Origin of the sequence: Pontibacter pamirensis (assembly GCF_010015475.1) — a bacterium.
GTDB lineage: Bacteria > Bacteroidota > Bacteroidia > Cytophagales > Hymenobacteraceae > Pontibacter > Pontibacter pamirensis.
The window spans coordinates 1-15197 of sequence record NZ_SSNI01000010.1 but is presented as its reverse complement, the minus strand read 5'-3'; the positions used below and the strand labels follow the sequence as shown (position 1 = coordinate 15197).

The window sequence follows — 15197 nt, the reverse complement described above, 5'->3', positions numbered from 1 at the left end:
GAAGAATACAGCTTATGCCTGAAAGGAAATTCAACATTTCCTTTCAGGCTCATGCCCAACTTAAAATATTCAAACAAGCATCAACCAAATCAAACTTAACTATGACCATCACCAGATACATCCTGCCCGTTTGTATTACTTTGCTTTCAGCCTGCAGCTCCGGAAGTACTACGACTGAGGCTGCTGCGGGTGCTGAAGCGCAAGCGCAGCAGCCTCAGTCTGCAGAGAAACCCTACTCCGTCTGGATGGCCGATTCCGACATCAAACGAAATCCGGAGGGCTGGATGATCGACTTTAAAGACAAGCCAAAGTGGGATTATACGCAGGGGCTTTTCGCCAGCGCCATTGAAAGGGTCTATGAGAAGACTGGGGATGATAAATACCTGAACTACATTCAGGCCTTCGCCGACACCATGATCAGCGAAGACGGCAGCATCATGACCTATAAGAAAACAGACTATAACATTGACCGTGTAAACCCGGGCAAGTTCCTGATGGAGCTTTACAAGGAGACAGGCGATGAGAAGTATAAGCTGGCAGTAGAGACATTGCGCGACCAGATGCGCACGCACCCACGCACTTCGGAGGGCGGCTTCTGGCACAAGGAAATTTACCCGCACCAGATGTGGCTCGATGGCCTCTACATGGCCTCTCCCTTCCTGGCGCAGTATGGGGTCGAGTTCAACGAACCGGCTTTGTTCGATGAGGTAGCGGAGCAGATTGCGCTGGTAGACAAGTACACGTGGAATCCTGAAAAAGGACTCTGGCACCATGGCTGGGACGAAAGCCGCGAACAAAAGTGGGCCGATCCGCAGACAGGTAAATCACCGCACGTATGGGGCCGCGCCATGGGCTGGTACGCCATGGCTTTAGTGGATGTGCTGGATTATCTCCCGGAAAATCATCCAAGGCGAGACGAGGTGTTGCAGATTACGCAGAAAATGGCAAAAGCCATCGCGCAGTACCAGGACAAGGACACGGGCCTTTGGTGGCAGGTGGTGGATATGGGCGGCAGAGAAGGCAATTACCTGGAGGCTTCCGCATCGAGCATGTTCACTTACTTCCTGGTGAAAGCGGCTAAAAAAGGACACATCGACCAGCAGTACATGCAGCACGCCCAGAAAGCCTACACTGGTATCCTAAACAATTTCATAGAGAAAAACCCCGATGGTACCATCAGCATCACCAATGTATGTGCGGTGGCAGGCCTAGGAGGTGATCCGTACCGCGACGGCACCTATGAATACTACATCAACGAAGAGCGCAGAGACAATGACCCGAAGGCAGTGGCACCCTTTATCATGGCTTCGCTGGAATTTGAAGAACTAAACAGAACAGCATCAAATTAGAAGGATAGCAGATTAAGGAACCCACTCCTGCCCCTCCAAGGAGGGGAATTCCTTCAAGAGTAAAATATCTTCTACTGGGAGGAGTAGGGGCAATGCCATTAACTTAAGAAAACAGAAATTAAGTTATCATTTCGAACGCAGTGAGAAATCTGAGTTATTTCATGACCCCGCAATATCACAGATTTCTCACTGCTGCGCTGGCTCTTTTCTGCTCGCGCCTCAAGAATGTTCGAAATGACAAAAGATTGCTTCAGTTAACAGCATTTGGAGTAGGGGTGAGTTAAATATCCTGACTAATCTTATTTAATATACTGCCATCAAACTTTAAGTAAACACTCTATGACCATCCAAAAACACGCTTCTTTACTTGCCTTATTACTCTGCTTGGTGCTGACAAATCTACAGGCACAGCAGTATGACTTTGTAGTGGCCAAAGATGGAAGCGGTGATTTCAAAACGGTGCAGGAGGCCATTAACGCGGTGCCTGATTTCAGGAAGAATACAACTACTGTATTTATCAAAAACGGGGTGTACAAAGAAAAACTGGTACTGCCGCCTTCTAAAACCGCTGTGAAATTTGTGGGGGAAGATGTGCAGAAAACCATCCTGACGCACGATGATTATGCGGCTAAGAAGAACAGGTTTGGCGAAGAAATGGGTACGACCGGCTCCACCAGTTTCTATGTGTTTGGAGATGATTTCTCAGCGGAGAATATCACCTTCGAAAACTCCGCAGGCCCGGTAGGGCAGGCTGTGGCGGTACGCATAGACGGCGATAAGGTAATGTTCACCAACTGCCGCTTTCTGGGAAACCAGGATACGCTGTACCCGCATGGCGAAAAAAGCCGCCAGTACTATAAGAACTGCTACATAGAAGGTACCACTGATTTTATTTTCGGCTGGTCTACCGCAGTGTTTGAGAACTGCGAAATTTACTCGAAGGAGGGTGGGAACTACATAACCGCAGCCTCTACCTTAGAAGAAACACCCTACGGCTTTGTTTTCCTGAATTGCCGCCTTACAGGCAATGCGCCTGCCAACTCCTATTACCTGGGCAGGCCCTGGAGGCCCTATGCCAAAACCGTGTTTATCAACACCTACATGGGCAACCACATTAAACCGGAAGGCTGGCACAACTGGGACAAACCTGACGCTGAAAAGACATCCTACTATGCGGAGTATAATTCCAAAGGTCCGGGTGCAGCACCTGCTAAGCGCGTGAAATGGGCACACATTCTTACAAAAGAACAGGCAAGCGACTATACCCTGGAGAACATTTTTAAAGACTGGGTGCCGGGTAAAACAACAGCCTCCGCCAGTAAATAGAGAAGCTTCTGCTCTGCGCAGGAGCCATTCACTATAACCATCGCAGAAATAATTTAACATGACGCACAACCGCTTTTTTCTATATGCCTGTTTAGCGCTTTCCTGCTGGAGTTATTCCTGCTCGTCCGGATTAACGCAGAGCAAGAGTAATATGAACACTACGTCAACTGCCTCCACACCAACCGCCACTGAGGTTTCGAAGGTATGGGTGGCAGATCAGGGAGACGGTACCTACAAAAATCCCATCCTTCACGCCGATTATTCTGACCCGGATGTATGCCGCGTGGGCGATGACTATTACATGACTTCTTCCAGCTTCAATGTTGCTCCCGGACTGCAGATACTGCACTCCAGAGACATGGTGAACTGGAAAATTATTGGCTACGCTTTAGACCGAAACACTCCCCTTGAACACTTCGCGAAGCCGCAGCATGGCAACGGCGTATGGGCACCTGCTATCCGGCACCATAACGGGGAGTTCTACATTTACTGGGGCGACCCGGACTACGGCATCTACATGGTCAAAACCAAAGACCCGGCAGGCCAGTGGGAGGAGCCCGTGCTGGTGCAGGCTGGAAAAGGCCTTATTGATTCCTGCCCGCTGTGGGAAGAGGATGGAAAAGCCTACCTGGTGCATGCCTATGCCGGCAGCCGTGCAGGCATCAAAAGTATTCTGGTGGTGCACAGGATGAGCCCTGATGGCACCAAACTGCTGGATGATGGCGTGATGGTGTTCGACGGCCATGACAATCACCCAACAGTAGAAGGCCCTAAGTTCTACAAGCGCAACGGCTACTATTATATTTTTGCGCCTGCAGGAGGCGTATCCACCGGCTGGCAACTGGTGCTGCGCTCGAAGAACGTGTATGGCCCTTATGAGGAGAAGATTGTGATGGATCAGGGCAGCACCAGCATCAACGGTCCGCACCAGGGTGCCTGGGTAACTACACCTTCGGGCGAAGATTGGTTTTTCCACTTCCAGGATGTGGAGGCTTACGGACGTGTTGTGCACCTGCAGCCGATGAATTGGGTGAACGACTGGCCCGTGATTGGCGCGGACAAAGACGGCGACGGCAAAGGCGAGCCGGTAATGACTTTTAAAAAACCTGATGTTGGCCAAACGTATCCGGTGGTAACGCCACAGGAGTCGGATGAGTTTGATTGGAGCGGACTTGGCCTGCAGTGGCAGTGGCATGCGAACCCGAAAGCAACCTGGGCTTTTGCTACAGGGAGCAAAGGAGCTTTACGCCTTTTTACAGACCAATTGCCAGAAGACTATAAGAACTTCTGGGACGTGCCGAACCTGCTGCTGCAGAAATTCCCGGCCGAAACTTTCACCGCCACCACAAAGCTGAAATTCTCTCCTAATCCAAAACTGCAGAACGAGCGCACCGGCCTGCTAGTGATGGGCGAAGACTATGCTCACCTTTCTCTCGTCAGCAAAAAAGACGGGATTTACCTGGCCTATACCACCGTAGACGACGCACACAAAGGCACACCTGAAAACGAGCAGTTGCTGGGAAAACTCAACGGCAATAAAGTATACCTTCGGGTAGAGGTGGACAAGGATGCCAGGTGCCAGTTCAGCTACAGCGAAAACGGTACTGATTTCAAAAAGGCAGGCAACTTCTTTACTGCTGTTCCGGGCCGCTGGATCGGCGCCAAGGTAGGTGTTTTTGCCACCAGAGAAGACAAGATTAACGATGCCGGCTACGCCGACTACGACTGGTTCCGGATTACACCCAACACATCATCCACTTTCCAAAGCAAGAAATAAAGTATAATCTATATGAATACGAAGAAAATATCTGTAAACCGATTGCTGTTGTTGATAGGATTGACCGGAGCACTCCAGTTCTCCTGCCAGCGCCAGCCAACTGCTCAGGCCACTACCCCAACAGTTGCAACAACCACTGCAGGCACAGCTATAACCACAGCAAATGCAGCCACAAGCACGGCTGCTGATATATACGAAGGCATCGAGTTTGACATGCCGCGGGTACAGGAGCCAACTTTCTCTAACTACAGTGTCAGCATAGCAGATTTTGGTGCCGTAGGAGATGGGCTCACAAAAAATACACAAGCCTTCGAGAAAGCCATAGCCGCAGCAGCAGCCAAGGGTGGAGGCAAGGTAGTAATACCACGTGGTATGTGGCTCACGGGGCCGATTGTGCTCCAGAGCAACATCAACCTGCATGCCGAAGAAGGGGCAATGGTCATCTTCAGCGAAGACTTTAACGATTATCCACTCGTGCAAACCAGCTTCGAGGGCCTGGAAACCTATCGCTGCCAGTCACCGATTTCGGCAAGAGGAGTGGAGAATATCGCCATCACGGGCAAAGGTACTTTTGATGGTTCCGGCGATGCCTGGAGGCCCGTGAAGAAAAGCAAGTTGACTGATACACAGTGGAAGAGCCTGGTGAAATCAGGTGGCGTGGTGACGGAAGACGGCAAGATGTGGTACCCTTCTGCAAATTCCATGAAAGGGGATACGCCGGGCAGTAACTTTAACGTGCCCACACACCTGAAAACTAAAGAACAGTATGAGGCCGTAAGGGATTTCCTGCGCCCGGTGATGGTTAGCCTTATTGAATGTAAAAAAGTCATGCTGGACGGCCCGACTTTCCAGAACTCTCCAGCCTGGAACCTGCACCCCCTCATGAGCGAGGATGTAACCATCCGTAACCTGAACGTGCGCAATCCCTGGTACTCCCAGAACGGCGACGGCCTGGATCTGGAATCGTGCAAGAATGCCGTTATCCATAACAACACCTTCGATGTGGGCGACGATGCCATCTGCATCAAGTCCGGTAAAGATGAGGACGGTCGTAGAAGAGGCATGGCGACAGAGAATGTGATTGTGAAAAACAACACGGTATACCATGGCCACGGCGGATTTGTGGTCGGCAGCGAAATGTCCGGGGGAGTAAAAAACGTGCACGTCTCCAACTGCACGTTTATGGGTACGGATATCGGCCTGCGCTTTAAAAGTACACGCGGCAGGGGCGGTGTAGTAGAAAACATCTACATCTCCAACATCGACATGATTGACATTCCGACCCAGGCCATCAGCTTTAACCTGTTCTATGGCGGCAACTCTCCTGTGTTGGAAGAAGATCAGAGAGCCAGCGACGAGGCAAGAGATGAAAAGCCTGTTCCCGTAACAGTGGAGACACCTTCTTTCAAGGATATTTATATGTCTAATATCAGGGTAGCCGGAGCAGACGAGGCAGTAGCGCTACAGGGCCTGCCAGAGATGAACCTGAAAAACGTGAACATTGAGAACTCCGTTTTGAAAGCGCAGAAGGGGATAACAGCTGTAGACACTGATGGAATTTCACTGAAGAACGTGAAGGTGATAACCGAAAATGGTCCTGCGCTAACTATCTATAACAGCAAAAATATAGATGTTAGGGGCTTATCCTATGACGAGACACAAGGGCCGGTAGTAAAGGTGCTAGGGCCGCTAACGAAGAATGTAAAGCTAGAAAGCAAAGACTTCAAAAACGCTTCACAGCAGGTGTCCAAAGGAAAAGATCTCAGCAACACTGCGTTGACGATGGAGCAGTAGAGAGTAAAAGCAGGTTTAGGGAGAGCTCTAACGCTACTCCTACACTTGTTTAAAATCTTTTATAGCACTTTTACTTTTATGTGTGCTTGATATTGCTTCTAATGAATTGGTATACATAGTATGGAAGAGCAAAGTTTTTTTCTGTCTAAGCTGCCGTAGTAACAGTACATCCAGCGGCATCAGACCTATTGTACAATAGCTATTGCTCTGTGCTCTCCAGGCCGAGAGGCCTCGTCTTTGGGCATCGCGCTGGGAGTTTTTTGCGCCGAGGCGCTGCCGCGCGAGCGGCACCAAAAATCTCCAAAGGCGCTCAACCCAAAGACTGGAAACACATTCACTCCGTGCTGACGGATGAATAGATTGATTAGAAGGGTAAGAGATATTATTTTGACATTGTATACAGCTCCATTTCATTAGCTCGAAGGAAAATCTTATCCAGTTTTTCTGAGAGGCGCCTTGTAAATTTCCGGTGCCACGCTAGTGGCAGCCGTAAGGCAGGAAATATACACAGCGCCGAACAGGAAAACGCGCCCTCGCGGGAGTGGAGCGCAATTAGCAAACTATGGAAAAGGCTGTTCATGGGTCGCTGGATGAACCGCCACTACGGCAGCTTAGACCAAAATAAATCAATGCAGGGTAAACTGAAGAATCACAATCACATCAAAAATGAAGACGCAAAAGTTAAAGTATAAATACGTTCTATGGGTTGTGACAATACTCCTGATACTCCCACTACTCAGCAATATCCAGAAGAAAGAAACAACCATTTTCCTGATAGGCGACTCTACGATGGCAGACAAACCCTATAGCAAAGGCAATCCAGAGAAAGGATGGGGGCAGGTGTTCCCGCTCTACCTGCAGGAGGGTATAAAAGTAGAGAACCATGCGGTAAACGGCCGGAGCACCAAAAGCTTCCGCGACGAAGGCCGCTGGGACAAAGTGCTGCAAAAACTGAAGAAAGGAGACTATGTCATCATTGAGTTCGGCCACAACGACCAGAAAGATCAGGACCCCAGCCGCTACGCCGCTCCCGAAACAGACTACCGCCAGAACCTGGAACGCTATATTTCAGAGACGCAGGCAAAAGGAGCCAAGCCCGTGCTGGCGACACCTATTGTGCGAAGAAAATTTGAAAACGGAAAGCTGACTGACACACACGGCAAATACCCGGAAGTGGTACGCCAAGTAGCAGCCAAGCAAAACGTGCCACTGCTGGACCTGGAGAAACGCACTAGAGAATTAGTGTCACGCTATGGCGAAGAGAAGTCGAAGGCGCTCTTCCTGCACCTGGAGCCAAATGAGTATGAGTCGCTGCCGGAAGGTCGCACAGACGATACGCACTTATCCGCTTACGGAGCCTTTCGGGTGAGCGACCTGGTGGCAGAAGAAATGCAAACGGCCTTGCCAGAAGTGGCTAAACTGTTGAAAAAGTAAACCCATATCAGAAAACACCGCTATGAAGATGTACTTCAAACTTTTACTCTTGCTGTTAAGTATAGCCATTGCTGCTTTCGCGCCTATAAAAAAGAAGCCGGTCAAGGTATACCTCATCGGAGACTCTACAGTGGCGGACTATACCGGAGACTATGACGATAAGGACTACATGACCACCCGGTTTCCTGTAACAGGCTGGGGACAAGTATTTCAGCCGTTTATGCGCCCTGACAGTCTTTCTCATATCAGGAACATCATCAAAAGCGACAGTGTGGTGGTAGTGGACAAGGCAAGAGGCGGCCGCAGCACGCGTACTTTCTTTGAAGAAGGGCGTTGGGCAGAAGTATACAAAGCGCTGCAGAAAAACGATGTGGTGATGATGCAGTTTGGTCATAACGATGCCGCTGAAAACAAGCCGGAGCGTTATACCAGTGTACCTGCCTACAAAGAATACCTGCGCCTGTTCGTGAAGCAGACCCGCGAGAAAGGCGCACTGCCTATTATTCTTACACCTGTTAACAGGAACTACCCCTGGGAAGACGGCAAACTCAGCAATGTACACGGAGATTATCCGCAGGCAGCAAAGGATGTCGCCATGGAACTAAATGCTCCACTCATCGACCTGACACAACTTTCTATCAACGCCTTCACGGCAAAGGGAGAGGAGTATGTGACGAGCAACTACTTCATGAACCTGCCTGCAGGTAAGTATGAAGCCTATCCGGAGGGCCAGAAGGATAACACACACTTTCAACCAGAGGGTGCCAAAGCAGTGGCGCAGATGGTGTTTAATGGGATGAAAAAACTCAAGCCCTCAGAAGCTTCAGCGAAGAATTAAGTACCTTGTAGAATAGTATATCCTACAGCTCTCTTGTAGAGTTGCTTAAGTGAAAAAATCGATTTGTGAATAAAAGCCACCGCCATATACTATCCACCATAAAGGCAATTTGTCTTTTTTTTCTGCTGGCCTTTTCCAGTGTTGTTGCCTCTGCGCAGCAGGTAGCCTCTGATGTGGGCAATTTTTACCCCTTGCTGGATACCTACTCCAGCGAAAACAACAGCCGCTTATCGTACTTGTCAAGAAACTGGAGGAGTGTGGAGAAGTGGCGGAAAACTGCCAAAGCACAGCTAAACGAACTGCTCGCCTTTAATCCGGAACCTGCGCCCCTGAACTCTGAAATCTTAAGCACCACGAAACGGGAGGGCTATATGCAGTACCTGGTGCGGTATAATGTCAATGCCTTGCAAAAGACGGAAGCTTTCCTGCTTATACCAGATAATTTGACCAAGCCAGCGCCTGCTGTCATCGCACTACACGACCACGGCGGCTTCTACTATTTCGGGAAAGAGAAGCATACCTTAACAGACAATCAGCCAGATATACTGGTAGAGTATGTACAGAATCTGTACGAAGGGCGCTACTATGCTGATGAACTGGCCAGACGCGGCTTCGTAGTGCTATGCCCTGATGCGCCATATTTTGGTTCTCAGAAGCTGGACCCGGCAGTGCTGGTAGATACAAAAGGATATGACGAGAAAGTGGAAGGTGCCAGTGAAAGCGAGCGCATCCAAATTTACAACAAGCAGGTGGCAGGGCCGAATGAAGTGGCGATGAATAAAACTATCCTCACCTCCGGCACGACCTGGCTCGGCATCATTACCCAGAACGACAGAGTAGCGGTAGATTTCCTGCTGTCCCGGCCCGAAGTTGATGCGGAAAAGATTGGCTGCATCGGGCTTTCTTTAGGTGGCTTGCGCAGCACCTATCTGTTCGGCCTCGACGCACGCATCAAGACAGGCGTGGTAGCGGCTTTTTCTACTTCTTACGAGCATATGTTGCAGCAGCATGCCCACCACACCTGGATGATGTATGTGCCGCGGCAGTACCAGTTCCTCGATTTGCCTGATGTCGCTTCTCTGAATGCGCCGCGCCCCCTGATGCTGATGAACTGCAAGCAGGATAAGCTTTTCAGCCTAACCGGGATGCAGGCAGCCGAAGAAAAACTCTCCACCATCTATTCCAGTATGAAAGCCCCGGATAAGTTTGCAGTGAAATACTACGACGCGCCGCATTCCATGACCATTGCAATGCAGGAGGATGCCTTTGCCTGGCTGGAGAAGTGGTTGAAGTAGTGTTTGAAACAAGACAAAGGACACAGGACTTAACTGTGTCTGATTTTTAAATTTACTGTGATAGCATGAGTCCCTTACACTTACTTATAGTGTTTTTTTCAATGCTCAGGCTCTTGCTGCATACTTAAAGCTATTGTTTGTGTCAAGGCTTGCCCGCTCCAGAGAAGCACAAGCTACAAATGGAGGGAAAGTCTTTTGTCTTATGTCTAACATCTTATGTCTATAAAATGAAACTAGAACATTTTGCACTGAATGTGGAAGCGCCTGTCGCAATGGCAGCGTGGTATGTAGAGCACCTGGGCCTGAAGATTGTAAAGCAGGTAAAGGAGCCGCCGTATATGACGTTCCTGGCGGATGACAGCGACAGAATCATGATTGAAATCTATTTAAATCCTGCCGATGAAGTGCCGCCTTATAGAGAGATGAACCCGCTGCTGGTGCACCTTGCTTTTATTTCCGAAGACCCTGCGCACGACAAAGAGCGCCTGCAAAAAGCAGGAGCCAGTGTAGTGTCTGACCAGCGCCTGGAAGATGGCTCGCACCTGGTGATGCTCCGCGACCCGTGGGGACTTGCCCTGCAGCTGTGCAGAAGGGCGCAGCCCATGCTGGCAGCAACGGAGAAACAATAACCTGAAGCCTCATCCTAATCTCCCAACATGAAAATAGCTCGCTTCCCAATTTCTTTTCTTGCCATTATACTTATGTCGGTATTCTCTTCCTGCAGTAACAGCAGCAATACAGCCAATCAATCTGAGCCGGCAGCCTCTGCCGATGCTTGGGAACATGCCGCGGAAGTGCTGACGCAGATTGTGCCGCCCACCTTTCCGGAGAGGGATTTCAACATCATGGAGTATGGAGCTTTGGCAGACGGGAAGGCGGATAATTCTGCAGCCATAAAAGAGGCGATAGAAGCTTGTAACCAAGCAGGCGGCGGACGCGTGGTAGTGCCGGCAGGGAAGTACCTGTCAGGCCCCATATATCTGAAGAGCAATGTGAACCTGCACCTGGAGAAAGATGCCACGATTCTGTTTTCAACTAACCCTAACGATTACCTGCCTTTGGTATATACCCGCTGGGAAGGGGTGGAACTGATGAACTACTCGCCCTTGATATACGCCTTTGGAGAAAAGAACATTGCCGTAACAGGCGAGGGTACTCTAGACGGGCAGGCAAATGAAACGAACTGGTGGCCCTGGAAAGGTAACAAAAAGTATGGTTGGACGGAGGGTGCACCAAACCAGACCGACGACGACAAAAGAGCCGCCTTGTTCGAAATGGCCGAAAACAATGTTCCGGTAGGTGAACGAAAATTTGGAGAAGGTTTTTATCTGCGCCCGCAGTTCGTGCAGCCTTACCGTTGCGAGAATGTGCTCATAGAGGGCGTCACCATCATCAACTCACCGATGTGGATACTGAACCCGGTGCTGTGCACCAATGTAACCATACAAAAGGTAACCGTCGAGAGCCAGGGGCCAAACTCTGACGGCTGCGACCCGGAATCCTGTAAGAACGTGCTTATCAAAGATTGCTATTTTAACACAGGAGACGATTGCATTGCTATCAAATCTGGCAGGAATGCTGATGGCCGCAGAATCAACGTGCCGAGCGAGAACATCATCATACAAGGCTGCACAATGGCAAACGGACATGGAGGCGTGGTCATTGGCAGCGAAATCTCCGGTGGTGTTCGGAATGTGTATGCAGAGAACTGCACCATGAACAGCCCTTTACTGGACAGAGCTCTGAGAATTAAAACAAGTTATATGCGTGGCGGCGTGGTAGAGGACGTTTACCTGCGCAATATAGAAGTAGGGCAGGTAGCAGAGCAGGTGATACGGGTAAACATGTTTTACGAGGATGAAGGATCTCATATTCCTACTGTCCGGAACATTGAAGTGAAAAATATGACGGTGCAGAATGGCGGCAAAGTAGGCGTGCTGCTGGAGGGGTATGAACAGTCGCCGGTAGAGAACATCCGCCTGATAAATGTAAAGATTGACCAGGTGGAGGTGCCTTATAAATTCTCTAATGTAAAAGACGTACTTTTCAACGATGTCATCATCAACGGCGAACAGATCGAATTTGAAAATATGCCTGAAGTACAGGATTAGGGGCTATAGGTCACCCGCTATACTTCGAGTTTCACGTTCAAAACACGGAACTTGCAACTATATAAATTCCGACTGCAAGGCCCAGCACAGTTTCAACTCTAAGTAGTGCATGTCCAAATCCAGGTTTTCTCAGGTTTTTTGCCAGGGCATATCCAAACCCTGCCGTAACAAGTATGCCGAGTATTAATTCAAAAAGATTCATGACCTTATGCGAAGTTGATCACTGATTTTTTTAAGTCTCTCAAGCGTGCGATCGACATTGAAAGCTCTGCTATATTCTGATGAAGCAGTTCATGATTTCAGATTTATTTACTTACGTTGAATTTTAATGACTGACGTTACGCAAGCATTTTTTTGTCCCCCTACCCCCTTCAAAAGGGTAGGGTCGTTTCATTCTAAGAATAAGAAGCTAACTTCACTGTCATTCTGTTAAGAAACTTGGTAGAAGGGAGGTTAAGCTCTCGCAACTGGCCCACAAGATCCTTTACAGGATGACAAAAATGTAGAATGAAACGGCCCTACCTTCAAAGGGGGACTTTTCCGGCTGAAGTAAATTTTTGCGTAACATCAGTCAATAAAAGCTTTTCATATTTAGCTGAAAAATCTAATGCTTGTAAAAGCAAACCCAGGAAATTCATTTGGCTTTAGCATTTATCTGAGTGCTTCCTGAAAGCACCCGGGGCAACACCATAATACTTCTTGAAAAGCTTATTTAGATGGCTCCCATCCGTGAAGCCGAATTCATAAGCCGTTTCCGAAATGCTCCTGTCACCGGACTGCAGGCGGCTCTCTATCATCTTTAGCTTATACTTTAAGATGTATTGCTGCAGCGGCTCACCCGTCTGCTTTTTAAAGAAAATACTGAGGTAACTGTGTGAGAAGTTGAATTTTTCCACCAGCCGCTCCATGCGCAACGCGTCAGGCTCATAAATATGTTGGCTGATGTACAGCATGATATCCTCTATCAGCCGGGAACTCTTCGTCTTCTTTTTGTCTATTAACTTCTGCCGCACCATGTTCCTGGCCAGGATGCCAAGCATGCCTTTCATAATGCTGTGCATGATGAGCTCATAGGAGCTTTCTTCCCGGTTGTTGTATTCATAGAGTAGCACCGAAAGTAACAGGTCCAGGTGCTCCTTTTCTTCTGCATCCGTTACAATTGTTCCCTCGCACTGGTAAGGTGAGTTCAGGATAAACTCAATCGTCCGCATCCAATCAGGCACCTTCTGTACGTCCTGATCTTTAATGTAAACCTCTGTAAAGCGGATGTAGCAGAAAGTAGTATGCTCCTGAATGTCAAAGTAATGGTAGTCTTCCGGGCCAAGTAAAAATACATCACCGGCTGTGTACAAAACAGTATTGTCATTGATTACATGCAGGCCACGCCCACTCCTGATGAAGATAATTTCAAAGTAAGAATGCTTGTGAACCGGGTGCTCCCATACGCTGGTGTCGAACAGGTAAATATTGAAGGGTTCATACTGGATATAGCGCTTCATAAAATGAATGTACAAATAAGTGGGCATATTTACCATAAAACAATGGATTTATACAAGGCTCTAAGGAGTTCCCTTTTCTACTTTTGATAAAGCTAATAAACCTTCAGGGCAAAGGGAGAAAGTGCTTTTGAAGATTAAATCCTGTTAAAACAAAATCTTAAAATTATGAAAAGTATATCCGGAGTTTACAAGGGCCTGGCAGCCTGCGCCTTTGTCTTTATATGCGTGTTCGGCATCAGTTCTTTTAATACAGAAGAAAAATGGGTGCCGCTACTGGATAAGGATATGTCTCAGTGGGAAACATACCTAAGCTACCGGCATAAAGACGGCTATAATGGAGAAGCGCCAAAAGAAAAAGATGGAAGCATCATAGCCCCCATCGGGTATAATAAGAATGTCAATAATGTTTTCTCAGTTGTGGAAGAAAACGGCGAGCCTGTTCTGAAGGTAAGCGGTGAAATTTATGGGTGCGTCTTCACCAAGCAGGAATTTGAAAACTATCATCTGAAGCTGAAGGTAAAGTGGGGCGATAAAAAGTGGGTGCCACGTATGGAGAAGTTGAAGGACTCAGGGGTACTATACCATTCTATCGGCGAGAGCGGGAAGGACTACTGGCGGGCCTGGATGCTCTCGCAGGAGTTCCAGATTATGGAAGGTCACATGGGCGATTACTGGACGATTGCTAACTCTGCCATAGACGTGCGCGCCTTTATACCGGAAGGAGACATGAATACGGTGGCAAGTACCAGGCAGCCTTTCTTGCCGCTGGGCGCTGGCACCGACCTCAGCGGGTTTGCCCTGCGCAGCGAAGACCATGAGAGCCCAGAAGGGGAGTGGACAGATATCGAACTGGTTTGCTTTGAGGACAAGAGCCTTCATATTGTGAACGGGCATGTGGTGATGGTACTTCAAAATTCCCGCTACATAGACAATGGCACACCAAAACCCCTCACCAAGGGAAAGATACAGCTACAGAGCGAAGCCGCAGAGGTATACTACAAAGATATTCAAATCAAAAGTCTGGAGGAGCTGCCCCAAAATTACGCCGCCTATTTTAGTAAATAATCAGGGTTGCACAAACTCATATTCAGATAGCCTTAGTCTCAGCGGGACGACCTGTTGATAGCATAATCTAGTAAGTACTATTAGCTCCAGCGGAGCGACCTGTTAAGAAGGTTCAAACAGGTTGCTCCGCTGGAGTTTTATCTATACTGGTTTATGACGATTTTCAGATGCTGATAACTGATGAAGATTCTGCTTTTGACTGATGCAGGTCATCAAAATCCTGCATGTGCTGGTATACCTTTATGCTGTAAATCAGTAAGATAAGTAGAGGCTAACGTAATGTGTTTCACTTAAAATCAGCAGCAATGAAAACCATCCTGGTACCTGTAGATTATTCTCCGAATTCAAAAAGCGCTCTTCTGTATTCACTTAAAATGGCTCAAAAGGCAAACCTGAATGTGGTTGTTTTTCATGCCTTTCATCCGATGGTGTCGCCTCCTGCCGCCTACGATATCCCGTCCATTATACCTGCGCTTGAAAAAGAGAAGGTCCTGGAGTTGGAGCAGTATGTAAAAGACAGCAAGAGCGTTCTGCCAGAGGACGTCAGACTGTCTAATAACTTCCAGTCTTTTGCAACTTTCATTCTGGTAAGTAGCTAAACACTAGAGTACTAGTTTGCTTACTGCTATGAAATTCAAACAAGCCTTGCGTCGGGACGAGCCTCCCTGCGGCGGGGACAGCCTGGAGGAAATTATCTCTTCGGACAACG

13 protein-coding genes are annotated in these 15197 nt (G+C 48.5%); 11 read left to right on the top strand and 2 right to left on the bottom strand.

Annotated elements, in window-relative coordinates; all coding sequences use genetic code 11:
- Window positions 1-101 precede the first annotated feature (101 nt).
- The 9 genes from E1919_RS10325 to E1919_RS10285 all read left to right on the top strand — a co-directional run bounded on the left by E1919_RS10325 (window position 102) and on the right by E1919_RS10285 (window position 11924).
- Window positions 102-1349, top strand: coding sequence for a glycoside hydrolase family 88/105 protein (locus tag E1919_RS10325; protein ID WP_162053317.1), 1248 nt, complete (start codon window positions 102-104; stop codon window positions 1347-1349).
- Window positions 1350-1688: 339 nt separating this feature from the next.
- On the top strand, window positions 1689-2675 hold the full coding sequence (locus E1919_RS10320; RefSeq protein ID WP_162053316.1) for a pectinesterase family protein: 987 nt from the start codon (window positions 1689-1691) through the stop codon (window positions 2673-2675).
- Window positions 2676-2826: 151 nt separating this feature from the next.
- Complete coding sequence (locus E1919_RS10315) at window positions 2827-4452, top strand: glycoside hydrolase family 43 protein (protein ID WP_162053315.1); 1626 nt, start codon at window positions 2827-2829, stop codon at window positions 4450-4452.
- A 12-nt stretch (window positions 4453-4464) separates the two neighbouring features.
- The gene (locus E1919_RS10310; RefSeq protein WP_162053314.1) at window positions 4465-6246 is read left to right on the top strand and encodes a glycoside hydrolase family 28 protein; all 1782 of its coding nucleotides are present in this window, start codon (window positions 4465-4467) and stop codon (window positions 6244-6246) included.
- Window positions 6247-6912: 666 nt separating this feature from the next.
- Window positions 6913-7680: a rhamnogalacturonan acetylesterase gene (locus tag E1919_RS10305; RefSeq protein WP_162053313.1), complete on the top strand. Its 768-nt coding sequence runs from the start codon at window positions 6913-6915 to the stop codon at window positions 7678-7680.
- 28 nt (window positions 7681-7708) lie between these two features.
- Entirely contained in the window at window positions 7709-8518 is an 810-nt protein-coding gene (locus E1919_RS10300) for a rhamnogalacturonan acetylesterase (protein WP_237144235.1), read from the top strand.
- 65 nt (window positions 8519-8583) lie between these two features.
- A complete protein-coding gene (locus E1919_RS10295; RefSeq protein WP_237144233.1) occupies window positions 8584-9813 on the top strand; it encodes a dienelactone hydrolase family protein in 1230 nt (409 codons plus the stop codon).
- Window positions 9814-10040: 227 nt separating this feature from the next.
- Entirely contained in the window at window positions 10041-10442 is a 402-nt protein-coding gene (locus E1919_RS10290; RefSeq protein WP_162053311.1) for a VOC family protein, read from the top strand.
- Window positions 10443-10469: 27 nt separating this feature from the next.
- Complete coding sequence (locus tag E1919_RS10285; RefSeq protein WP_202915895.1) at window positions 10470-11924, top strand: glycoside hydrolase family 28 protein; 1455 nt, start codon at window positions 10470-10472, stop codon at window positions 11922-11924.
- Between the two features lie 37 nt (window positions 11925-11961).
- Here E1919_RS10285 and E1919_RS10280 read toward each other — a convergent pair whose 3' ends face one another.
- Together E1919_RS10280 and E1919_RS10275 are read right to left on the bottom strand one after the other, a co-directional pair.
- On the bottom strand, window positions 11962-12126 hold the full coding sequence (locus tag E1919_RS10280; RefSeq protein WP_162053310.1) for a hypothetical protein: 165 nt from the start codon (window positions 12124-12126) through the stop codon (window positions 11962-11964).
- Window positions 12127-12568: 442 nt separating this feature from the next.
- Window positions 12569-13423 (bottom strand): AraC family transcriptional regulator, encoded by an 855-nt coding sequence (locus E1919_RS10275; RefSeq protein WP_162053309.1) that lies wholly within the window; start codon window positions 13421-13423, stop codon window positions 12569-12571.
- Between the two features lie 165 nt (window positions 13424-13588).
- Between E1919_RS10275 and E1919_RS10270 the strand changes: the two genes are divergently transcribed.
- Both E1919_RS10270 and E1919_RS10265 read left to right on the top strand, forming a co-directional pair.
- A complete protein-coding gene (locus tag E1919_RS10270) occupies window positions 13589-14488 on the top strand; it encodes a 3-keto-disaccharide hydrolase (RefSeq protein WP_162053308.1) in 900 nt (299 codons plus the stop codon).
- A gap of 305 nt (window positions 14489-14793) precedes the next feature.
- Window positions 14794-15087 carry a universal stress protein gene (locus tag E1919_RS10265; protein WP_162053307.1) on the top strand — a complete coding sequence of 98 codons (294 nt, stop codon included), beginning with the start codon at window positions 14794-14796 and terminating at the stop codon, window positions 15085-15087.
- The last annotated feature ends 110 nt before the right edge of the window (window positions 15088-15197 follow it).

Bases quoted from the DNA above. Each gene is read 5' to 3' on its own strand.
- E1919_RS10325 (WP_162053317.1), top strand. From the start codon at position 102: ATGACCATCACCAGATACATCCTGCCCGTTTGTATTACTTTGCTTTCA.
- E1919_RS10320 (WP_162053316.1), top strand. From the start codon at position 1,689: ATGACCATCCAAAAACACGCTTCTTTACTTGCCTTATTACTCTGCTTG.
- E1919_RS10315 (WP_162053315.1), top strand. From the start codon at position 2,827: ATGAACACTACGTCAACTGCCTCCACACCAACCGCCACTGAGGTTTCG.
- E1919_RS10310 (WP_162053314.1), top strand. From the start codon at position 4,465: ATGAATACGAAGAAAATATCTGTAAACCGATTGCTGTTGTTGATAGGA.
- E1919_RS10305 (WP_162053313.1), top strand. From the start codon at position 6,913: ATGAAGACGCAAAAGTTAAAGTATAAATACGTTCTATGGGTTGTGACA.
- E1919_RS10300 (WP_237144235.1), top strand. From the start codon at position 7,709: ATGTACTTCAAACTTTTACTCTTGCTGTTAAGTATAGCCATTGCTGCT.
- E1919_RS10290 (WP_162053311.1), top strand. From the start codon at position 10,041: ATGAAACTAGAACATTTTGCACTGAATGTGGAAGCGCCTGTCGCAATG.
- E1919_RS10285 (WP_202915895.1), top strand. From the start codon at position 10,470: ATGAAAATAGCTCGCTTCCCAATTTCTTTTCTTGCCATTATACTTATG.
- E1919_RS10280 (WP_162053310.1), bottom strand. From the start codon at position 12,126: ATGAATCTTTTTGAATTAATACTCGGCATACTTGTTACGGCAGGGTTT.
- E1919_RS10275 (WP_162053309.1), bottom strand. From the start codon at position 13,423: ATGAAGCGCTATATCCAGTATGAACCCTTCAATATTTACCTGTTCGAC.
- E1919_RS10270 (WP_162053308.1), top strand. From the start codon at position 13,589: ATGAAAAGTATATCCGGAGTTTACAAGGGCCTGGCAGCCTGCGCCTTT.
- E1919_RS10265 (WP_162053307.1), top strand. From the start codon at position 14,794: ATGAAAACCATCCTGGTACCTGTAGATTATTCTCCGAATTCAAAAAGC.